This window comes from Campylobacter sp. BCW_6468, from assembly GCF_001762865.1.
Classification (GTDB): Bacteria; Campylobacterota; Campylobacteria; order Campylobacterales; family Campylobacteraceae; genus Campylobacter_D; species Campylobacter_D jejuni.
In genome coordinates this window covers 66,277-88,458 of record NZ_MJXQ01000042.1, presented here as the reverse complement: position 1 = coordinate 88,458, position 22,182 = coordinate 66,277, and the positions used below count along the sequence as shown (strand labels likewise).

The 22,182-nt window shown below is 30.5% G+C and carries 21 protein-coding genes and 1 pseudogene; 10 read left to right on the top strand and 12 right to left on the bottom strand.

All coding sequences use genetic code 11. The features are described 5' to 3' along the window. Positions 1-72: 72 nt before the first annotated feature. Positions 73-1,098, bottom strand: coding sequence for a cytochrome-c peroxidase (locus AJ889_RS08230; RefSeq protein WP_002857587.1), 1,026 nt, complete (start codon positions 1,096-1,098; stop codon positions 73-75). A gap of 199 nt (positions 1,099-1,297) precedes the next feature. Here AJ889_RS08230 and plsY point away from each other — a divergent pair, with 199 nt between their 5' ends. The 5 genes from plsY (at position 1,298) to AJ889_RS08205 (ending at position 4,776) form a co-directional block, all read left to right on the top strand. Then, complete coding sequence (gene plsY, locus AJ889_RS08225; RefSeq protein WP_002860289.1) at positions 1,298-1,906, top strand: glycerol-3-phosphate 1-O-acyltransferase PlsY; 609 nt, start codon at positions 1,298-1,300, stop codon at positions 1,904-1,906. Next, positions 1,891-2,208 (top strand): dihydroneopterin aldolase, encoded by a 318-nt coding sequence (locus AJ889_RS08220; protein ID WP_002854273.1) that lies wholly within the window; start codon positions 1,891-1,893, stop codon positions 2,206-2,208. The genes plsY and AJ889_RS08220 overlap by 16 nt, the downstream gene beginning before the upstream one ends. A gap of 78 nt (positions 2,209-2,286) precedes the next feature. Then, positions 2,287-2,958 carry a homeostatic response regulator transcription factor HsrA gene (gene hsrA / locus AJ889_RS08215; protein WP_002857553.1) on the top strand — a complete coding sequence of 224 codons (672 nt, stop codon included), beginning with the start codon at positions 2,287-2,289 and terminating at the stop codon, positions 2,956-2,958. Between the two features lie 112 nt (positions 2,959-3,070). Further along, positions 3,071-3,316, top strand: a complete 246-nt coding sequence (locus tag AJ889_RS08210) for a YfhL family 4Fe-4S dicluster ferredoxin (protein WP_002854647.1) — start codon at positions 3,071-3,073, stop codon at positions 3,314-3,316. Further along, the gene (locus AJ889_RS08205) at positions 3,316-4,776 is read left to right on the top strand and encodes a Ppx/GppA phosphatase family protein (protein WP_002860290.1); all 1,461 of its coding nucleotides are present in this window, start codon (positions 3,316-3,318) and stop codon (positions 4,774-4,776) included. Before AJ889_RS08210 ends, AJ889_RS08205 begins: the two co-directional genes overlap by 1 nt. On the opposite strand, the gene AJ889_RS08200 is transcribed toward AJ889_RS08205, so the two are convergent. The 9 genes from AJ889_RS08200 to AJ889_RS08160 form a co-directional block, all read right to left on the bottom strand. After that, positions 4,773-5,570 carry a hypothetical protein gene (locus AJ889_RS08200; protein ID WP_002869737.1) on the bottom strand — a complete coding sequence of 266 codons (798 nt, stop codon included), beginning with the start codon at positions 5,568-5,570 and terminating at the stop codon, positions 4,773-4,775. The two genes, AJ889_RS08205 and AJ889_RS08200, sit on opposite strands and share 4 nt — an antisense overlap. Further along, positions 5,571-5,879, bottom strand: coding sequence for a flagellar motor switch protein FliN (fliN, locus tag AJ889_RS08195; protein ID WP_002824739.1), 309 nt, complete (start codon positions 5,877-5,879; stop codon positions 5,571-5,573). It abuts the gene before it with no gap. Continuing rightward, a complete protein-coding gene (locus AJ889_RS08190; protein ID WP_002854524.1) occupies positions 5,879-6,301 on the bottom strand; it encodes a chemotaxis protein CheX in 423 nt (140 codons plus the stop codon). Before AJ889_RS08190 ends, fliN begins: the two co-directional genes overlap by 1 nt. A 70-nt stretch (positions 6,302-6,371) precedes the next feature. After that, the gene (gene trpA, locus AJ889_RS08185; RefSeq protein WP_002854645.1) at positions 6,372-7,121 is read right to left on the bottom strand and encodes a tryptophan synthase subunit alpha; all 750 of its coding nucleotides are present in this window, start codon (positions 7,119-7,121) and stop codon (positions 6,372-6,374) included. Further along, complete coding sequence (trpB, locus tag AJ889_RS08180; RefSeq protein WP_002854204.1) at positions 7,114-8,292, bottom strand: tryptophan synthase subunit beta; 1,179 nt, start codon at positions 8,290-8,292, stop codon at positions 7,114-7,116. Before trpB ends, trpA begins: the two co-directional genes overlap by 8 nt. Beyond that, positions 8,289-8,888 carry a phosphoribosylanthranilate isomerase gene (locus AJ889_RS08175; protein ID WP_002872431.1) on the bottom strand — a complete coding sequence of 200 codons (600 nt, stop codon included), beginning with the start codon at positions 8,886-8,888 and terminating at the stop codon, positions 8,289-8,291. Before AJ889_RS08175 ends, trpB begins: the two co-directional genes overlap by 4 nt. Continuing rightward, complete coding sequence (trpD, locus tag AJ889_RS08170; RefSeq protein ID WP_002867764.1) at positions 8,875-10,476, bottom strand: anthranilate phosphoribosyltransferase; 1,602 nt, start codon at positions 10,474-10,476, stop codon at positions 8,875-8,877. The genes AJ889_RS08175 and trpD overlap by 14 nt, the downstream gene beginning before the upstream one ends. Then, positions 10,473-11,723: an anthranilate synthase component I family protein gene (locus AJ889_RS08165; protein ID WP_002858746.1), complete on the bottom strand. Its 1,251-nt coding sequence runs from the start codon at positions 11,721-11,723 to the stop codon at positions 10,473-10,475. The genes trpD and AJ889_RS08165 overlap by 4 nt, the downstream gene beginning before the upstream one ends. Positions 11,724-11,887: 164 nt before the next feature. After that, complete coding sequence (locus tag AJ889_RS08160) at positions 11,888-12,013, bottom strand: hypothetical protein (protein WP_002854718.1); 126 nt, start codon at positions 12,011-12,013, stop codon at positions 11,888-11,890. 121 nt (positions 12,014-12,134) lie between these two features. Here AJ889_RS08160 and AJ889_RS08155 point away from each other — a divergent pair, with 121 nt between their 5' ends. The 3 genes from AJ889_RS08155 (at position 12,135) to AJ889_RS08145 (ending at position 16,266) form a co-directional block, all read left to right on the top strand. Further along, positions 12,135-12,920: a TSUP family transporter gene (locus AJ889_RS08155; RefSeq protein WP_002858695.1), complete on the top strand. Its 786-nt coding sequence runs from the start codon at positions 12,135-12,137 to the stop codon at positions 12,918-12,920. A 72-nt stretch (positions 12,921-12,992) separates the two neighbouring features. Further along, the gene (gene uvrA, locus AJ889_RS08150) at positions 12,993-15,818 is read left to right on the top strand and encodes an excinuclease ABC subunit UvrA (protein ID WP_002859442.1); all 2,826 of its coding nucleotides are present in this window, start codon (positions 12,993-12,995) and stop codon (positions 15,816-15,818) included. A 4-nt stretch (positions 15,819-15,822) separates the two neighbouring features. Continuing rightward, positions 15,823-16,266, top strand: a complete 444-nt coding sequence (locus AJ889_RS08145; protein WP_002858712.1) for a YqaA family protein — start codon at positions 15,823-15,825, stop codon at positions 16,264-16,266. Here the strand turns inward: AJ889_RS08145 and AJ889_RS08140 are convergent. Together AJ889_RS08140 and AJ889_RS08135 are read right to left on the bottom strand one after the other, a co-directional pair. Continuing rightward, entirely contained in the window at positions 16,222-17,229 is a 1,008-nt protein-coding gene (locus AJ889_RS08140) for a nucleoside hydrolase (protein WP_002902742.1), read from the bottom strand. The two genes, AJ889_RS08145 and AJ889_RS08140, sit on opposite strands and share 45 nt — an antisense overlap. Next, positions 17,226-18,586: pseudogene (locus AJ889_RS08135) on the bottom strand (MFS transporter). Before AJ889_RS08135 ends, AJ889_RS08140 begins: the two are co-directional and overlap by 4 nt. A 163-nt stretch (positions 18,587-18,749) precedes the next feature. On the opposite strand from AJ889_RS08135, the gene polA reads away from it, so the two are divergent. Both polA and motA read left to right on the top strand, forming a co-directional pair. Continuing rightward, positions 18,750-21,389 carry a DNA polymerase I gene (polA, locus tag AJ889_RS08130; RefSeq protein WP_070293362.1) on the top strand — a complete coding sequence of 880 codons (2,640 nt, stop codon included), beginning with the start codon at positions 18,750-18,752 and terminating at the stop codon, positions 21,387-21,389. A 16-nt stretch (positions 21,390-21,405) separates the two neighbouring features. Further along, on the top strand, positions 21,406-22,182 hold the full coding sequence (motA, locus tag AJ889_RS08125; protein WP_002869732.1) for a flagellar motor stator protein MotA: 777 nt from the start codon (positions 21,406-21,408) through the stop codon (positions 22,180-22,182).

Here is a 22,182-nt window from a genome sequence, read left to right as displayed (position 1 = left end):
TTAAAGACAATTATAACAAAGCTAAGATAAAGAAATTTAAACAAGCTCTAAAATTAGAGCTTGTTTGGAACCTTATAGTTCAGGTTTAGGAGTTTTTTCAGTAGAAATAGGAAGTTGTGGATAAACAATTGCTGGTTTTGTTCCTGTTAAAGATTTTAAGAAAGTTTCAATACTTTTTGCTTCTTTATCAGAAATTTTAATGCCAAGTTGCACACTACCCATTTCCTTAATAGCATCTTTTAAATTCCAAATCGCACCATTATGAAAATATGGAGCAGTTTCAGCAACATTTCTTAAAGTTGGAGTTTTTACCATGCCATTTGCATCACCTTTAAAATCACCTAAATTTGCAAATTTATATTTACCAGCAACTTCAAACGCTTGCATATTGCCACCTAAATTCACACCATTATGACAAGCTACACAACCTTTATCTATAAAAAGCTTTAAGCCTTTTTGTTCTTCTTTTGTTAAAGCTTTTTCATCGCCTTCTAAAAATTTATCAAAACGAGATGGAGTGATCAAAGTTCTTTCAAAATTTGCAATTGCATCAGCAATATTGTCAAAATTTACACCGCTTTTACCATAGATTTTTTTAAACTCACTCACATATTCAGGCAAAGATGAAATTTTTTCTACTGCAAGTTTAGCAGGAGTTGCCATTTCAGGATCAGCTTGGATTGGACCTTTAGCTTGATCGGCTAATGTTCCTGCACGACCATCCCAAAATTGAGTATTATTTAAAACTGCATTATAAACTGTTGGTGAATTTAAATGATGAGGATTTGCTGTCCATTTATGACCTATTGCAGTACTGATTCCATCTGTTCCACCAAGTCCTACATTATGACAGGTATTACAAGAAATGATACCACTTTTTGAAAGACGTGGTTCAAAATAGAGCTTTTTGCCAAGCTCTGCTTTTTCAAGAGTAAATTCACTAGCCTTTACTCCATTTTGTTTTAAAATTTCATCAACGCCTTTTTGATCTTTTGGTAAGGCAACAAGACCTGAATTTTTAGCTTCATCTATAAGACTTGCAGCATTTAAGCTTGAAAAAGCAACTAAGGATGCGATTAGCAATGATTTTACTTTCATTTATAAACTCCTATTAAAGATAAATTAAAATAAAATAATAATCATTTAGAGCTTAAATAAAAATAAATATTATTAAAAAATATTTACAATTAATTAATACTATTTTTATCTTAAAAATTATTTTTTGTTTATTTATTTTCATAAGATATAATTTTTAGTTATAAATCTTAAAATTTTAAGATGATTTGAAAAGGATATTATGGAAAATTTAATAATTTACGCTTTTATATATCTTTTAGGTTCAATCCCTTTTGGGCTAATCCTAGCTAAATTTTTTGCTAAAACTGATATCAAAAAAGAAGGTTCAAAAAGTATAGGAGCAACCAATGTTTTAAGAGTAGTAAAAGAAAAAAATCCCAAACTAGCAAAAAAACTTGCCATTGCTACAATAATTTTAGATTTTGCAAAAGCAGCTATTCCTTTACTAATCTTGAAATTTCTTCATTATGATCAAGCTTTGCTTTGGAGCGTCGCAGTTTTGGCTATTTTTGGACACTGTTTTTCAATTTACTTGTTATTTGAAGGAGGGAAAGGCATAGCAACAGGAGCAGGCGCTATGATAGTTTTACTTCCATTGGAAGTGCTTACAGCATTTATTGTGTGGGTAGTTATTGGAAAAATTTTTAAAATATCTTCGCTAGCTTCTTTAGCAGCGTTACTTGCTTTTGTTATAAGTTCTTTTATATTTAATTATGACTTAGAAATTCATACACATGCACCCGTTTTCATTATCGCTTTTATTATAGTATATAAACATCTACCTAATATTAAAAGATTGATTTTTAAAGAAGAATGCAAAGTCATATAAAAATAAAATTTCACTTTAAGTGTATTATTGGTATATTAGATTTCGAAAGAAGAAAAAAACAAAAAATTATTATCAAGCTTAAAGCTAAAGCAAATGAATTTTTAAATTATGCAGAGGTAATTACCAAAATTAAAACATGGTATAAAAAAGAAGAATTTTACACCCTTGAAGAGTCTTTAGACTTTGTAAGCTTAAATTTAAAAAAAGATTTTCCTAATTTAACCAATCTTAACATAAAAATTTTCAAACCCCATATAATAAAAAATGCTACAGTTGGGGTTAAATTGAAAAAAAAATATTAATTTTTTTTTAAAGATATCTAAACATTTACTTAAGCTATGATATAATTCTTTAAATTTTTCTTAATAAGGATAGAACAAATGAGAATTTTAGTTATAGAAGATGAGATTAGCCTAAATAAAACAATTATAGACAATCTTAATGAATTTGGTTATCAAACTGATTCTTCTGAAAATTTTAAAGATGGAGAATACTTTATCGGCATTAGACATTATGATTTAGTTTTAGCAAACTGGACTTTACCTGATGGAGATGGAGCGGAACTTGTTAACACTATTAAGCATAAATCTCCAAGAACTTCGGTTATGATTATGTCTTCAAAAACAGACAAAGAAACAGAAATCAAAGCTTTGAAAGCTGGAGCTGATGATTTTGTTAAAAAACCTTTAGATTTTGATATTCTACTCGCAAGAATTGAAGCAAGACTAAGACTTGGCGGAACCAATGTTATTAAAATTGAAGACTTAGTTATTGATCCAGATGAGGAAAAAATTACTTATAAAGGTCAAGATATAGAACTTAAAGGAAAACCTTTTGAAGTTTTAACGCACTTAGCAAGACATTCGGATCAAATTGTATCCAAAGAACAACTTTTAGATGCCATCTGGGAAGAACCTGAGCTAGTAACTCCAAATGTTATCGAAGTAGCTATCAATCAAATTCGTCAAAAAATGGATAAACCATTAAATATATCTACCATAGAAACAGTTCGTCGTAGAGGATACCGTTTCTGCTTCCCTAAAAAATCTTAACAATTTTGCACCTTCGGTGCAAAAAATTTATCTTTATTTCTATTTTTATATTTTATTTAAGTTTGGTTATTGTATAAACTAAAATTATTTTTTAAATTTTTGAAAGGTTATGATGTCTCTTTTAATTACAAAAGACTGCGTATGTTGTGATGCTTGCAGAGAAGAATGTCCTGATGAAGCTATTTATGAAAATAGTCCAATTTATGTAATAGACCCTGATCTTTGTTCAGAGTGCGTTAATGATTTTTCAGAGCCTGCCTGTATTGTTGCTTGCCCATATGAATGTATCATTCCTGATCCTGATAATGTAGAAACTATAGAAGAATTAAAACTCAAACATAGAGATAGAGAATTTTAATGGCAAAAAAAACAGCCGTTGTTGATCTTGGCTCAAACTCCATTAGAATGGTGATTTTTGAAAAAACTTCTAGATATGGTTTTTATACAACTTACGAATACAAACGCAAAGTAAGACTTGGAGAAAATGCTTATAATAATGGCAAAATTCTCCAAGAAGAAGCCATGCAAAGAGCCGAAGATGCCTTAGCTTTTTTCAAACAATGCGCTTTAAAGCATAAGTGCAAAAAAATATTTATAGTAGGCACATCAGCCTTAAGAGATGCCCCAAATTCAAAAAATTTCATTAAAAGAATCAAAGATAATCTGTCTTTAAATATACGCTGTATAGATGGAAAAAGCGAAAGTTACTTAGGTGGTCTTGCAGCTCTAAATTTATTAAGTCCTTTTAAAGATGGAACCACTTTAGACATAGGTGGTGGTTCTAGTGAATTGTGTTTAATAAAAAATAATAGAATTATTTCTTGCATATCTCTTGATATTGGCACTGTTAGGCTAAAAGAATTGTTCTATGATACTGGAAAAATGGATTCTTTAGAAGAATTTATAAAACCAATTTTAGAACAAATTCCTAAAGAATTTTGCAATCAAAACCTTATTGCAATAGGTGGAAGCTTAAGAGCAATATCTAATTCCATCATGCAAAAAAATTCCTATCCACTGAAAAATTTACATGATTTTCGCTATATGCTAGATGAAGAAAAAGGGCATATTTTAAAAATTTTTAATTCAAACTTAGACTCTTTAATCAATTTTGGCATAAAAAAGGATCGTTTTGATACCATTAAAGAGGGTATATTTATTTTTTTAAAGATTGCGGAAAAAATAAAAGCCAAACAAGTTATCACGAGTGGGGTTGGAATCAGAGAAGGAGTTTATTTGCAAGATTTACTTCGTCCTAAAATCACTTTTCCACCAAATTTTAATCCTAGTTTAAAATGTTTACAAGATAAATTTTTACAATCAAAACAAAAAAATAAAACTCCACATTTTGCTCTGCAAATTTTTACAACCCTTAAAAATCTTCATAAACTTAACGATAACTATAAGCATACTTTACTAAATGCTGCTAAATTATGCCATATTGGAGAATATTTAAATTTCTATTTTGCTAATGAACACTCTGCTCATTTTGTACTAGGTGGATTAAATTATGGATTTTCACATAAAGAAAAAGCTTTAATTGCTAGCATTATTAAGCTTAATGGAAAAAAAGTTAACCCTTATAATCTTGAACCCTATAAACAACTTTTACCCAATATTCATACCATTTCATGGCTTAATTTTATTTTGTGCCTAGCTAAAACTTTAAGCACAAATGAAGATAAGATTGATTTTGCTTTTGCAAACAATACTCTTTATATATATCAAGAAAACAAAATTCTTAATTTACCCAAAGATGAGCTCAAAAAAATTGCAAAACCAGCTACCATAGCATTAGCAATCAATCAAAAAATTTAAGATTTTTTACCTTTTTGACGCTGCTCTATAAGATTTTGAATTCTTTTTTTATTCTCTTCAAAAAAAGAATCAAAATTTTTCTCTGTTTTTTCTGTATGTTTTATTATTTGTTCCTCTGGAATTTCAACACTTTCTAAAAGCACATTGGAATTACCTATTATCATTGTATAACGTTTATTAGCGTGATCAAAAACAACAAGTTGATTATTTTTATCTAAAAATCTTTGGAAAATCATAGTAAAATCTCTAGAAACATTGTTATTTTTATAAACCATAGTCTTTTTAAACCACCAAAGCACTATTAACAAAATAACTAAAATTAGCATTACTAAGATATAATTTGTATAATCATACCCTTCTAAACTTGTACTTTTTGGTTTAGGCATTAATTCTTGAGAATTATTCACAGTAGTTGTAGGTACAGATTCGATATTTGCTTTTCCTTGCTCTATAGCTCGTATCCTTACTCCAAATTTATCATTGATAGAGCTAAGTTCTAAATTAATATTTTGTTTGTTTTGTAGCATAATATAGGTATTATTATTTTTAGAACTAATACTAATTTTATCTACAAGTTGAGAGTTAAGTTCTTTTAATTCATCTTTAGAATACGTTAAATCACTAAAAGTTAAAAGAGTTAAATTTTTTTCTTTTTTTTGAGAAATCTTGCCATTATAGGCATTATCAAAAGAAAGCATTAAATCTACTCGATCATTTCTATCGTAGATATTAAAACTAATCAGCTCAACACTATATAAAGGTAAAATTAAAAAAAATAATACTAGCAATCTCATTTAAATTTCTTTTTTAAAGTATTGAAGCACAGTCTTAGAGTCCAAAATTTCATTAATTCTTATAGCGAGATTTTTTTCATAAACCATAACCTCGCCTTTGCCAAAAATTCTTTTATTGATATAAAGCTCAACGCTTTCTCCAGCAGGCTTTTCAAGATCAATAACCGAACCTACTTCAAGTTTTAAAAGCTCCGCTACACTCATATTTGTAGTTCCAAGCTCGCTTACAAAATCTACTGTAATATCTAAGATATCTTCATAAGATTGTAAAAGCCCATGATGAATGTTAAACTCTATATCATCGCTCATTATTTGCAATATCCTATTCTAAAATAACAATTTTCAAATTTATAAGTTAAAGCTTCATCTAGAACTATTTCAGAAAAATCAACTTTTCCTAAATATTCCGGAATTCCGAGTTTATACTCGTCATCACCCTTGGCATCATTTAACAAATTTTTAGCATAACCTATAATCTGATTGGCACATTCTTTAGTTAAATCGCACCAGTCATCTTCTTTAAATTTTTCATCATTAATTAAAATTTCTGCAATTTTTTTTAAAAATTCTTTTGGAAAAAATAAATAAAAATTACATTCTCCTTCGCTTTTGCCCATGATAGGAATACTCGCTCCATAAAGTTCACCGCTTATATCTTGAGCTGCTTCAATGCGAAGTCTTAAGATATGCTCGCAAAAATGAGTGATGGAATACTCAAGAATCTTTAACATAACTACCACCTTTATAAAAAACTTAATTTAAAATTATAGTAAATATAAAATAAAAATATGTTTTAAAATTTTATTTTTTGAAAATTTCTTCAATATCTTTCATTATTATATCCAAATTTCCTTGTTTAAAACACTTTACTATACTAGTTCCTACAATCACTCCGTCAGCAACTTTTCTCATTCTTTTTACATCTTGATTATTTTGAATACCAAAACCTACAAAAATAGGCAAATTTGTAAAAGATCTGATTTCTTTTACTTTATCTTGCAAGATTGCTTCTTCGACACTTTTCGTACCTGTAATACCTATACTTGCTAATAAATAAATAAAACCTTTAGCATGTTTTACTAACTTTTTAACCCTTTCTTTAGGGGTTGTAACGCTTACAAGTGTGATTAAAGCTATATTATATCTTTCACACTCTTTAATTAAATCATCACTTTCTTCAAAACTTAATTCAGGTACAATCAAAGCACAAATCCCTAAAGATTTTGCTTTTTTCACAAATTTTTCCAAGCCATAAGAAAAAATTAAATTATAATAAACCATAAAAACCAAAGCTTTTTTAGTTTTTATCCTAGCTAAAAGCTCAAAAACACTATGAATATCCACGCCTTGATCAAGAGCTATTTTTGCCGCATCTGCAATAATCTCACCATCGGCAATAGGATCACTATAAGCAACACCAAGTTCTAAAATATCAATAGGGCTTTGATCCAATCTTTGCAAAAAAGCTTCACTTGTTTGAAGATTTGGATAACCTAAAACCGTATAAGCCACATTTGCATTTTCTTTATAAAATTTTCTAAAATCAACCATAAATCACCCCTTTTTTATAATCTCTAATCATTTGCATATCTTTATCTCCCCTGCCTGAAAGATTTACTACTATCACGCTTTTCTTTTTTAAAGTTGGACAAAGTTTTTCTAAAAACGCTAAAGCATGCGAACTTTCAATCGCTGCAATAATACCTTCTTCTTTGCAAAGTAATTTTAAAGCTTGCATACATTCTTCATCACTTATAGCATGATATTGCGCTCTTTTACTTTCAAATAAAAAAGCATGCAAAGGGCCAATTCCTGGATAATCAAGCCCTGCAGAAACACTATGTACAGGCAAGATATTGCCTAAATCATCTTGTAAAACCTTGGTTTTCATACCGTGAATAATGCCTGTTTTTCCCTTATTTAAAGTCGCTGCATGATAAGGCGTATCAATGCCAAGCCCCCCTGCTTCAATACCTATAAGTTTAACATTTTCATCTTTGATAAAATCATAAAAAATCCCAGCTGCATTGCTTCCACCCCCAACAGCTGCGATAATATAATCTACTTTTTTATTGAGTTTTTGAAGTTGCATTTTGCATTCTTTTCCTATAATACTTTGAAAATGCATTACCATTTTAGGATAAGGATAAGGACCTACCGCACTTCCAACCACATAAAAAATATTTTTAATATCTCCAACCCAAGCTTGAATAGCCGCAGTAGTAGCTTCTTTTAGAGTTTTAAGCCCACTTTGTACTGCATGAATTTTAGCACCCAAAAGCTCCATTTTATAAACATTTAAAGCCTGTCTTTGCACATCGGTTGCCCCCATATAAATTTCACATTCAAGTCCTAAAAGTGCTGCTGCAGTGGCTGTTGCAAGCCCGTGTTGACCTGCTCCTGTTTCTGCTATGATTTTTTTCTTTCCCATTTTTTTTGCTAAAAGGGCTTGAGCGATGGCATTATTGATTTTATGTGCTCCGGTATGATTTAAATCCTCGCGTTTTAAATAAATTTCATGCTGATATTTTTTGCTTAAATTTCTAGCAAAATAAAGTGGAGTAGGACGCCCTACATAAGTTTTTAAAAGCTCATTTAATTCTTTTTTAAAGAGTTTATCTTTAGAAAATTTCAAAAAAGCACCTTCTAGCTCATTTAAAGCAAACATTGCACTTTCAGGCAAAAACTGCCCACCAAAATCCCCATAATACGCTTTTTTCATTTTTTCAACTCCTTTAAAATTTGTTTTATTTTGTTGATATCTTTTAAGCCTTTTTCATCTTCAAGTTTTGAATTAAGATCTAAAATTTTAGCTCCCGTTTGTACAGCCTTATGAACATTATCCAAACCTATGCCTCCAGCTAATGCAAAATCTTTAGTATAAGAACCTAATAAAGTCCAATCAAAACTTATTCCATTACCGCCCTTTAAAATTCCCTTAGCATCAAAAAGTACTAAATTAGCAAAAATTTCACTTTTTAAATCTAAACTATTTTCTACACTAATCACCTGCCAAACAAAAACATTTTGCACCTTTAAAATTTCAAATTCTTCTTTGGTAATAGTGCGATAAATTTGTATCCCATCAAGCTTAGCTTCTTTAATACATCTTAAAATTTGTTCCAAATTTTCATCTACAAAAACACCGACAACTTTTTTATCTTTTTCATGAAAAATTGCACTTAAATTTCTTGCTTGTTCTAAACTCACTCTTCTTGGACTTTTAGCAAAAATAAGTCCAAAAAAATCAATATTTAAAAAAGCTAAATCTTTGGCATTTTTTTCATCTTTAATACCACAAATTTTAAGCTTTAGCATAAGCTTGATACTCCTTAAAATATTCTATAACCTTACCTGAATAAATGGCTTCTAAAATCATATCTTTAGCCACTAAAGGCGAACTTGCTTTATTGGCTGTATAAAGTGCAAACATAGCATTTAAAACTACCAAATCAAATTTTGCCCCTTGCATTCTACCGCTTAAAATATCTTTTAAATCTTTAGCGTTGTCATATGCACTAGATCCTATGATTTCACTATGAAAAGCTCTTTTAAAACCAAATTGTTCAGGACAGATAGAATACTCTAAAATTTCTCCTTCACAAAGCTCATAAATTTTACTTTCATCGCAAATACTAAGCTCATCCATACCATCATTTCCTCTTACCACTAAAGCTTTTTTGCGTCCTAAATTTTTTAAAACCTCTATCAAAAGCCTATGCACAGGTGCGTGATAATTTCCCATAAGTTGATATTTTAACTTTAAATTAGGGTGCAATAAAGGACCTAAAACATTAAAAACCGTTCTTACTCCAAGTCTTGATCTGACCTCTTTAAGTTCTCCTACCAAAGGATGAAAAAATGGAGCATGTAAAAAACTAAGCCCTTGATTATTTAGTTGTTTTAAAACTGATTCTAAAGTGTTTGGAGTAGTTATATTTAAAGCTTCTAACACATCTGTACTTCCGCTAGAACTTGAAATGGCACGATTTCCGTGTTTGGCTACTTTTACTCCTAAAGCTGCTAAAATAAAAGCACTAGTCGTAGAAACATTGATACTTTTAAAACCATCTCCACCTGTTCCACAAATATCAATCATCTCACTCTCATCACTAAAAGTTTGAGAATATCTTAAAATTTGTCTTACAAAAGCACTTAAAGATTTTTCATTTAAGGACTTTTCAGTGATTAAAATCAACAAAGCCGCTACTTGTAAAATTTCATAATCTTTAGACATAATAATCTTACAAATTTGCTCAAAATCATCGCTTTGTAAAAAATGATTTTCACTCATTTTTTGCAAATAAAAACTTAAAGGATTTTCTTGTTTTTGTGGTTTTTTTATATCTTGTTTTAAAAAATTAGAAAAAAGTTGTAAGCCATATTCACTAAAATAGCTTTCAGGATGAAATTGCACACCATAATAAGGTAAATTTTTATGTCCCAAAGCCATAATCACACCCTTTTCATCAAGGGCTAAAATTTCAAGCTCATCACTAAGCTGTTTAACCTCTAAAGAATGATAACGCATTACACTAAAATTTGAAGGCAAATTAGAAAATAATTCATTTTCCCTGCACTGTTTTATCAAAGAATTTTTTGCATGCATAGGCTCTTGCATCTTAACCACTAAAGAATCAAAAGCTAAAGCTAAAGCTTGATGCCCTAAGCAAATGCCCAAAACAGGGATATTAAGCCTTGCTTTAAAAATTTCAAGACAAATCCCACTTTGACTTGGATGCTTTGGACCAGGACTTAAAATAATATGAGTAGGATTTAAATTTTTAATTTCACTCAGAGAAATTGCATCATTTCTTCTTACTAAAATTTCATCATTGCTGAGTTGCTCTAACATGCTTTTAACATTAAAAACAAAAGAATCATAATTATCAATTAAAAGTATCATTGATTTTCCTTTTTTAAATTTTCAAAAGCTACCAAAAGCGCCTTGCGTTTAGCACAAATTTCTGCATATTCTTTTTGACTCTCACTTTGCAAAACAATACCCGCCCCACTTGCCAAATAAGCCTTATCTTGAGTAAAAAAAGCGCAACGGATTAAAATCGCTAAAGTTATGTCTTCGTTAAAATTTAAAAATCCTACCGCACCACCATAAATTCCACGATCGCAATCTTCAAGCTCGCTAGTGATCTCTAAAGCTCTTATTTTAGGAGCTCCGCTTAAAGTTCCCGCTGGAAAAACTGCTTCAATCACATCAAAAATACTCGCATCTTCTTTCATATTGGCATACACTTCACTCACTATGTGCATTACAAATTTATTTTTAATAATAGAAAAAAGATTTTCCACTCTTGTTTGAGTGCCAAATTTAGAAGCATCATTTCTTGCTAAATCTACAAGCATCTTATGTTCACTAAGTTCTTTTTCATCACTTAAAAGATCTTTTTCTAAAGCTAAAAGATCACAGTTATTTTCCAAATTTCTAGTTCCAGCAATAGGGGCTAAATAAATCTCTCTTTTTTTAATTTTCAATAAAAACTCTGGAGAAGAACCCAAAACAACACCATATTTACTTGGAAAATAAAACATATAAGCGCTTGGATTTAAAGCACTTAAACTCTCATAATAATCAAAAGCATTTACTTGATGTTTGATACAAAGTTGCTTACTTAAGACCACTTGAAAAATATCTCCACTTAAAAGATATTCTTTGGCTTTTTCGCACATTTTTAAAAAATCATTTTTTTCATCTTCTAAAGAATTTAAAATTTCAAAATCATTTTTTTGTTTCTTTTTCATTGGTTCAATATCATCTTTTAAATATTCAAAATATTTTGAAGCACCAAATTTAAAAAACATCTTGCTATTTTTCTCATAAATCAAATAAGCCTTAGCATTGGCAAATAAAAATAAAGGAAAATCATAATTTTTCTTAGAAGAAAGTGGAATTTTTTCAAACAAAGATACAAAATTTGCACTAAAAACTCCAAAAAATCCAGCAAAGTCGCAAATTTTATTCTTGCTTAAAGCTTCATAATATTTTGCCTTAAACTCGCTAAAGGATAATTCATTAGCATCTAAATAATCACAATCAATCCCTATAATTACCTTAGTCAAATCCTCTGCAAAATAAGAATTTTCAAATTTTTCAAGGATTTGTCTGTAATAAAAATTTACATTTTTAACAAACATAATAAACCTTTTTTTAAAAAATAAATTAAAATAATATTAAAGAAAAAATTTAGATAAAAAGAAGTTTAGAAACGCCAAGAGCGAAGAGTATGTGTAAGTTTTAAAATCAAAGAATTACTAAAAAAACCATTTTCACTCATCTTTTACCTTTCTTATAAAATATTTCAAAAATTAAGACTTTTATGAAAATTTTTAAAGTCTAAATTAATTTTAATCAATAAATATAAATTTTGCTTTAAATTTAAAATAAATATTATAAAATCTTTATATTTTATAATATTTTGAAACATTTTTACGATGCTTAAAGTTACCAAAAAATATTCTATTGTTATAAAAAACTAAGATAATACTTAGCTTAATAAGATAAAATTATTCCGTATTTGAAATATTTAATATTTTTTAGGAAAAGCTATGGAAATCACAGATTTACCTTATCTAATCATAGGAATCATTTCAGGTATTGCTTCTGGACTTTTTGGCATTGGTGGAGGTATGATTATCGTTCCTTCTATGTTCGCACTTGGAGCAAGTGCTCACCATGCTATCGGAATTTCAGTATTGCAAATGATTTTTGCAGCAGTTTTTGGCTCTTATATTAATTATAAGAAAAAAAATCTAAATCTTAAAGATGGTATTATGATAGGTTTTGGAGGGCTCATAGGGGCAAGCTTTAGCGGAATGCTTTTAAAAGCTTTAAGTGATGTAGCTCTTACTAGCGTATTTTTGGCGGTAAGTTGTATATTTTTTATCAAATATGCTTTTGGAATTAAAGAAAACATTGTGCAAAATCAAAGAAGCGTTTGGGTAAAGAATGTCATTTTATTTATTGCTGGAGCTTTTACTGGTATTTTTGCTATTTCTTTGGGAATTGGTGGCGGACTTTTAATTGCTCCGATTTTAGCTTATTTTTTAGGCTATGATAGTAAAAAAGTTGTTTCCTTATCCTTGTTTTTTGTTATTTTTGCTTCAGTCTCTGGTATTATATCTTTTTCAAATTCTGGAGTTATAGACTCTGAAGTTATTCATAAAGGAATACTAGTAGGTATAGCTTCTATGGTTGGAGTTTTTATAGGAATTAAAATCATAGAAAAAATGCATATTTCAGCTCATAGAAAAATTTTACTTTGCGTATATGCCTTATCAATACTTGGAACCACCCACTCTTTGCTTAATAAGCTAAATTTTATAAATTTTTAACTTGGATTTATCCAAGTTCTTTTAATATTATTATGCTAAAATCTTAAATTTATTTAATGTTTAGGAAAGACTATGAACGATACCATAAAAATCATTGGCGCAAGAGAAAATAACCTAAAAAATATCCACCTTGAAATTCCCAAAAACAAACTCATTGTTTTTACAGGACTGAGCGGAAGTGGAAAATCAACCCTTGCTTTTGGAACTCTTTATGCTGAAGGACAACGCCGTTATATAGAAAGTTTAAGTGCTTACGCCAGACAATTTTTAGATAAGGTAGGCAAACCTGATGTCGATAAAATCGAAGGTTTAACTCCAGCCATTGCCATAGATCAAAAAACTACTTCTAAAAATCCACGCTCTACTGTAGGAACCATCACTGAAATTTATGATTATCTAAGACTTTTATACGCAAGAGTTGGCATTCAACATTGTCATCAATGCGGACAAAAAATTTCATCTATGAGTGTAAGTGATATAGTCAGTGAAATTTTAAAATTTCCAAAAGGTGCAAAAATCATCATCTACGCCCCACTCATACGAGAAAAAAAAGGAACTTATGCAGATTTGCTTGAAAATTTACGCAACAAAGGCTATGTAAGAGCTCAAATTGATGGAGTTTTGGTAAGACTTGATGAAGAAATTGAACTAGCCAAAACCAAAAAACACACCATTAAACTTGTCATAGATAGACTTGAAATTCAAGAAGATTTACTTTCTCGTCTTGCAAGCGATATAGAAAAAGGTTTACAGGAAAGCTTTGGAGAAATAGAAATAGAAGTTTTAAATCATGAGGAAATAAACCTTAATAAACACTATCATTTTAGCGAGCATTCAGCTTGTTTTGATTGTAAAATTTCCTTTGTTCCACTTGAACCTTTAAGCTTTTCTTTTAATTCTCCAAAAGGAGCATGTGAAGCTTGCGATGGACTTGGAATTCGTTATACTTTAGATATGAAAAAAATCATCGATGAAAATTTAAGTCTCGAAAACGGTGCTGTTAAAATCATGTATGGTTTTAATAAAAGTTATTATTATAAATTCCTAATCGCCTTTTGCGAACAAAATGAAATTCCTATCAAAATACCTTTTATGCAATTAAACGAAGTACAAAAACGTCTTGTATTGTATGGTAATGCCAAAACTATAGAATTTCTTTGGAAAAGAAATCGCCTAAAACGCACTTTTGAAGGCGTGGTTAAAATGGCTTATGAAATGCTAAAAGATGAAAAAGATTTAGCTGAATATATGAGTGAAAAAATTTGTAAAGACTGCGGTGGGCATCGTTTAAAACCCGAAAGTTTAGCCGTGAAAGTAGCCAAAAAAAGCTTGGGTGAAATTTTAGATATGAGCATAGAAGATAGTACGGCCTTTTTTGCAGATGAGAAAAATTTTTCTTATTTAAGCGAGCAACAAAAACTTATTTCTAAACCTATCCTAAAAGAAATCAACGAAAGATTGTTTTTCTTGTATGATGTGGGGCTAGGTTATCTTTCTTTAGGGCGCGATGCAAGAACGATTAGTGGGGGTGAAGCACAAAGAATCCGCATAGCTTCACAAATTGGCAGTGGTTTAAGCGGAGTGATGTATGTCTTAGATGAGCCTAGCATAGGACTTCATGAAAGAGATACTGCAAAACTGATTAAAACTTTAAGAAATTTACAACAAAAGGGCAATACCCTAATTGTCGTAGAGCATGATAAAATGACCATAGAAGAAGCAGATTTTATTGTAGATATTGGTCCAAAAGCAGGAAAATTTGGGGGTGAGGTTGTATTTAGTGGAACTTATAAAGAACTTTTAAAAAGCAAAAGCGAAACTGCACTTTATATGAATGGTAAAAAACAAATTTCACAACTTCAAAACAGAACACAGAAAGAATGGCTTGAGCTTAAAAATGTAAATATTAACAATATCCAAGATTTAAGCGTAAAATTTCCTTTGCAAAATTTAGTCGCTATAACAGGAGTTTCAGGTTCTGGAAAAAGCTCTTTGATACTTCAAACCCTACTTCCTTTTGCACAAGAGGAATTAAACCGTGCGAAAAAAGTTAAAAAACTTGGCGGAGTACAAATAGAAGGACTTGAAAAACTTGATAAAGTCATTTATCTTGATCAAAGCCCAATTGGGCGCACACCACGTTCAAATCCTGCCACCTATACAGGTGCTATGGATGAAATCAGAAATCTTTTTGCCGCCACTAAAGAAGCCAAAATGCGTGGTTATAAAGCTGGACGCTTTTCTTTTAATGTCAAGGGTGGAAGATGTGAGAAATGTAGCGGAGATGGAGAAATCAAAATAGAAATGCATTTTTTACCTGATGTTATGGTAGTTTGTGATACTTGCGAGGGCAAACGCTACAATGATGCCACGCTAGAAATCAAATATAAAGGCAAAAATATCAGTGAAATTTTAAATATGAGTGTTTTAGAAGCGAGTGAATTTTTTACAGCCGTTCCTAAAATCAAACAAAAATTAGATACTCTAGTAAAAGTGGGTTTAGATTATCTAACTCTAGGACAAAATGCCACCACCTTAAGTGGAGGTGAAGCACAAAGAATCAAACTTGCTAAAGAACTAAGCCGTAGCGATACAGGAAAAACGCTTTATATACTTGATGAACCTACAACAGGACTGCATTTTGAAGATGTCAATAAACTCATCTTAGTTTTACAACATTTAGTTGATCTTAAAAATTCTGTTTTTGTGATAGAACATAATTTAGATGTGATTAAAAATGCTGATTATATCATCGATATGGGGCCTGAAGGCGGAATTAAAGGTGGAAAAGTTATAAGCACAGGAAGCGTGGAAAAAGTCGCTAAAGAACACAAAAAAACCCGTTCTTACACAGGATATTATCTAGACTTAGAGCTTAAAAATACACAAAAATCATAATTTTATGTTTGATTTTTTATATAATGATATTAGCTATTTGGGGCTTTTCATGGTGTGTTTTCTTTCAAGCACACTATTACCCTTAGCAAGTGAAGCCTTTGTTTTAGGCTTTATAAAACTTGATTTTAATCCGAATTTGGTACTTATCGTAGCCACTTTGGGTAATACCTTAGGAAGTTTAAGTACTTATGCTTTAGCGTATTTTGGAAAAGAAAAAATTTTAGAAAAATACTTTAGCAAATCCTTGAAAAAATTAGAAAATTTCAATGCTAATTTTGCTAAATTTGGAAGTATATTTGCTTTTTTTACTTTTTTACCTTTAGTGGGAGATCTTTTTGCCTTGGGACTTGGTTTTGCGAAATATTCTTTTTTAAAAACTATATTTTTTATCTTACTTGGAAAATTAAGTCGTTATACTTTCATAATTTTCATAGCAAACTCCTTTTAAAAACCTCTCTTTTATAAGTTTTAAAAGCTTTGCATTGTCTACATTTTTTAGAATTTTAACACAATTTTTAGTGCTTAAATCCACCCCCATACTCATTTTTGGTTCTTTAAAACAACGCCAACTCATACCTCTTGCCAAAGAACTATCGCAAATAACATCAGCATAACACTCATCAAAATCTGCAATACTAGAATCTAATGCGTAAGCTATCGTTAAAGCATCATGTATCCAAGTTCCCTTTGTACCACGTGTTTTAGAGGCATAATCAATCCAAACACCTAAAGTTTCAACGATAAAATCACATAAAATATTCTTACCTTGCAACTCTTTTAAATCCTCGTGTGTTAATAAAGTCTGCATGGTTGCATTATAAGGTATGAGTGTAATTTTAGCTCTTGAATTTAGCACTATACTAGCCGCCTCAGGATCAAAATCAAAATTTGTATCTTTAGTGTAATAAGGCATATCAAAACTGCCGCCCATAATAAAAAGCTCTTTAAGATTTATATCAAAATCTTTAAAAATTTTCATAGTCATAGCGATATTTGTCAAAGATCCTATCGCACAAATAGAAATTTCTTTAGGATTTTTACTCACCAACTCACCCATTTTAAAAATCGCATCAGGATTTATATTTTCTAAAATTTCAGGACTTTTTATATTTTCCCAAAGATATTCAAGTTTAAAATTTTTAACACTTTCATCAAGTCTTTGACGCCAAGCTTTACTTGGTTCTTTTAGAGCTTCATTCGCTCCCAAATAAACGGGGATATTTAAATTTAAACGTTTAAATAAATCCTTAGCCACACTATAGGCAACAAGGCTTGGAACATTACCGCAAACTGTGCTTAGCATTTCAAGTTTGATTTCTTTAGATGACAAAATCAAAGCAAGTGCTAAACCATCATCAGTATTTGCTCCTGCAATAGCATTGCCTATGTCCGTGTCTAAGATAAGTCTCATATCGCATCTTCTATTTTATTTAAATCTCTACCTCTAGTTTCTGGCGCAAAAAATGTAGTCACAAAACCTATACCTGCAGTTAATACAAAATATGTCGCGATAGGCCACCAAGCGCCATAATATGCAAGCAAAGCAGAAGCCACCATAGGCGCTGTTCCTCCTGAAAGAATAGAACCTAGCTCCTTAGCAAAAGCCATTTTTGTATAACGGTTTTTTACCCCAAAAAGCTCCACACCCCAAGCCGCTTGCACACCAAAAATCCCTAAAGATGCTAAAGACATACCTACAATAATAGTTAAAATCACAATAATTTCATTTTTACTATCTAAAAGCATAAAAGCAGGAAAAGCATAAATCATTAAAAGCAAACAAAACATTCTATAAGTAATACATCTTCCAAATTTATCACTTAAATAACCCGCCAAAGGAATAACTAAAAACCCTACCAATGAAGCTATCATTACCGCTGTAGTAGCTACTGATTTGTCTAAAAGTAAAATTTTAGTCACATAACCTACAATAAAACCTTGCGCAAGATAAGAAGGTCCATTTTCGCCTATTCTTAAGCCCACCATAGTCCAAAAAGCACGACTTCTTTGCCAAAAACTTCTTTCATCTTTTTTCATATGCTTTTCGTTATTAAGACGCAATTTCATCATTTCATTTTTTTGCTTTTCAAAAACAGGGGTTTCTTTGACATGAAAACGAATATATACAGCAAAAAGAGCGATTAAAATACTTCCCATAAAAGGAACTCTCCAGCCCCATTCTTTAAAACTTGCTTCATCCATTTGTACCATCAAAAGCCATACAAAAGACGCAAGCAAAGTTCCACTATTTGATCCTAAAGCAATCACAGAAGAAACAAGCCCTCTTCTCTTGCTAGGAGCATATTCTCCTAGCATAACTGTTCCACCTGAAAGTTCAGCTCCTGCGCCAAAACCCTGCATAAAACGCAATGCAACCAAACAAATAGGCGCCCAAACACCAATCACTGCATAACTTGGGATAAAACCTATCAGAGTAGTTGAAATTCCCATTAAAGCTATTGTAGCCATTATAACATTTTTTCTTCCGTGTTTATCACCTAAATGACCAAAAAACAAAGCCCCAATAGGTCTTGCAATAAACCTATGCCATAAGTTACAAAACTAAGCAAAAGTGCAATTACTGGAGTTTGCTCAGGAAAAAATACTTCTGAAAAAATTGTTGCAGCTGCTAAACCATAAAGTGCAAAATCTGCATATTCCATAGCAGTTCCCAACCAGCAAGAAAAAACTGCCTTTTTAAAAACTTTTCTACCTTCAGGTGTATTAAAATTCTTATCTGCAATTCCATCAATTTGCTGATTTGTCATTACATTTTCCTTACATTATTCATATAAAATTTTTACTCTACTCGATATTATGACTAAAAATTGAAGTATTTTCGCTTAAATATCTTTAAATTTCGAGACATTTTAAGCAAAATTTTGAAATAATATAACCAAAAAATATATTTTATCAAAAGAAGAAATTATTATGAAAACTTTAACTATTATCGATACTTTTGGATTTTTTTTCAGACTTTATTATGCCTTAAAAGGCTTTAAAAATTCACAAGGACAAGCTAGTGGAATGATTAGCGGTTTTGCAAATTTTATTTATAGCTTAAAAAATGAACATAAAAGTGATTATATTGTTTTTGCATTAGATTCCAAAGGAAAAACTTTTCGTAGTGAAATTGATCCAAACTATAAACAAAATCGCACTCCACCACCGCCTGAACTTCTAGAACAAATTCCAATTTGCATAAAGATGATAGAAAAAATGGGTTTTATAAGCGTTTCTAGGGAAGGCTATGAAGCTGATGATATCATCGCTTCTTTTGTAAAAACTTGTGAAGATAGGGATATTTTTGTACGCATTATCACTCAAGATAAAGATCTTTATCAACTCATAAAAGATGGTAAAACAAGCATTTACAGTCCTATTTCTAAAAACGACTATGATGAAGCAGCGTGTTTAGAAAAATACGGAGTAAAACCTAATCAAATCAGAGATTTTTTAGCTCTTTGTGGGGATAGTTCTGATAATATTCCAGGCGTTAAAGGTATAGGTGCAAAAGGAGCTAAAACCTTGCTTGATGAGTTTGGTAGCATAGAAGGAATTTATGAAAATTTAACCCTAGTACGTAACGAAAGAAGTCGTAACTTGCTTTTAGAGGGTAAGGAAAATGCATTTTTAAGCAAAAAATTAGCTTCTTTGTATGACAATTTAGAAGTACAAAATCTCATAGAAAAAGCCACTTATCCTGATGAAGAACCTCTTTTAAAAATACTTGAAATTTTAGAACATTACGAACTTAATACTTTGCTTAAAAAACTGCGTCAAAATCCTGATAATAAAGATAAAAATTTAGGTTTTAAAGCCACTTTAGTACAAGATGAAAACAAACTTTTTGAAATTTTAAATACCCTTGATAAAGAAAGTATTATTGCTTTTGATACCGAAACCACAGGACTTGATACTAAAGAAGCAAAAATTGTTGGTTTTAGTTTTTGCATGAATGAAAATGAAGCCTTTTACGTGCCTTTAACTCATAATTATCTTGGAGTAGGTGAGCAAATCTCATTGCAAAGTGCCAAAAAAGCTATAGAAGTAATCTTTAATCATTTTGTTATAGGGCACAATCTCAAATATGATTTTAAAATCATTCAAAACAATTTTGACTTAAATTTACCTCAAAAATACGCAGATACAATGATTTTGGCATGGCTTAAAAATCCTTCTTTAAGAGTAAATATGGATGATTTAGCCTTAAGACTTTTTAATTACGAAACCTTGCATTTTGAAAGCCTTGTTAAAAAAGGAGAAAATTTTGCAAGTGTAGAACTTGAAAAAGCTTGTAAATACGCTGCAGAAGATGCTTATATCACTTTAAGATTTTATCTTTATTTTTTAAAAAATCTTGAAACTCCTTTATTAGAACTTGCTAAAAACTGTGAATTTGATTTCATTAAAATCATTATGATGATGGAAGAAAATGGCATAAAGCTTGATACAAATGCACTTGAAATCCTTATGAAAAAATTTGAAAATGAAATCAAAAATTTAAGTGAAGAAATTTATACTCTTTGTGAGGATAGATTCAACCTAAATTCACCTAAACAAGTAGGTGATATACTTTTTGAAAAACTCAAACTCCCAAGTGGAAAAAAAGGTAAAACAGGATATTCTACCGATGAAAAAGTTTTAAATGCACTTTTAGATAAACATCCTGCGATTACCAAAATTTTAGATTATAGGGAACTTGCCAAGCTTTATTCCACTTATTGCGAACCTTTGTTAAAACTAGCGTTAAAAGATAAAAATTCACGCATTTATTCAAGTTTTTTACAAACTGGAACCGCTACAGGACGCCTTTCATCTAAGGATCCAAATTTGCAAAATATTCCTGCACACGGACAATACGCAAAAGATTATAAATCTTGCTTTGTAGCTAAAGATGGATTTAGTTTTATCTCTCTTGATTATTCTCAAATCGAACTGAGAATGCTTGCACATTTTAGCGAAGATGAAAAACTTTTAAATGCTTTTGCCAACGATGAAGATATACATGCAAGAACAGCTATAATGATTTTTGGAGAAAGCAATTATGAAACCAGAAGTGTTGCAAAAAGTATAAATTTTGGACTTATTTATGGTATGGGCTATAAAACCTTAAGTCAAAATTTAAAAATAGAAGCTAATTTAGCCAAATCTTACATAGAAAAATATTTTGAAAATTTTACTAGTATTAAAAAATATTTTGAAACAGTTAAAAATGAAGCTAAACAAAATGGCTTTATCACTACTTTAAGCGGTCGCAAGCGTTATTTTGATTTTGAAAACGCAAAACCTATGCAAATTGCCATGTATGAAAGAGAAAGCATTAATTCAATCTTGCAAGGCTCAGCAGCAGATGTAATCAAGCTTGCAATGCTAGAAATCAATAAGGAATTAAATGAAGATAAAAAGCTTATTTTACAAATTCATGATGAATTAATTTTTGAAGTAAAAGACGATTTGTGTGAAAATTTTGTAAAAAAAACTAGAGATATTATGGAAAATATAGTAAAATTAAAAGTAAAATTAAAAACAAGTTCAAGTATCGCCAAAAATTGGGGCGATTTAAAATAATCAAGGAGATAAATTAATGGATCTTTCAACCATATTAGGAATGGTGCTTGCAGTTACTAGTATTTCGGTAGGAGATATACTAGAGGGAGGCAATCCTTTGCATGTTGTGCATCTTTCTTCCTTTCTCATAGTTATGCCAACAGCTGCATTTTGCGCAATGACTTCTACGCATAAAAAAATTGTAAAAGCAGCCTACAAAGAACTCAAAGTTGTTTTTAAAGGTTCTGGAGTAAATTTACCCGAAAGGATAGCCCAGCTAGTCGAATTTGCTATTATTGCAAGACGAGATGGTCTTTTAGCGTTAGAATCAAGAACCAGTGAGATTGAAAATGAATTTTTAAAAAATGCTATGATGATGCTTGTAGATGGTAAAAGCTTTGAAGAAATTCATGAAAGCATGGAAATACAAACTGAACAACTTGAAGAGCATTATAAAGAATGTGCAGAATATTGGATAGTATTTGGAGAGACTTGTCCTACCATGGGGCTTGTTGGAGCGGTTTTTGGACTTATTTTAGCTCTTAAATTACTAGACAATCCTCAAGCAATGGCAGCAGGTATTTCAGGTGCTTTCACGGCTACAGTTACGGGAATTTTTGGCGCTTATGCACTTTTTGCTCCTTGGGGGAAAAAATTAAAAGCTAATGGAATGGATCTTGTAAAAGAGCAAATTGTCATTACTGAAGCTATAAAAGGAATTGCAGAAGGTGCTAATCCTAGAGATTTAGAAGCTAAACTTTTTAACTTCTTAAGTCACGATGATCCAAGAATTTCACAATTTGACAAAGGTTAA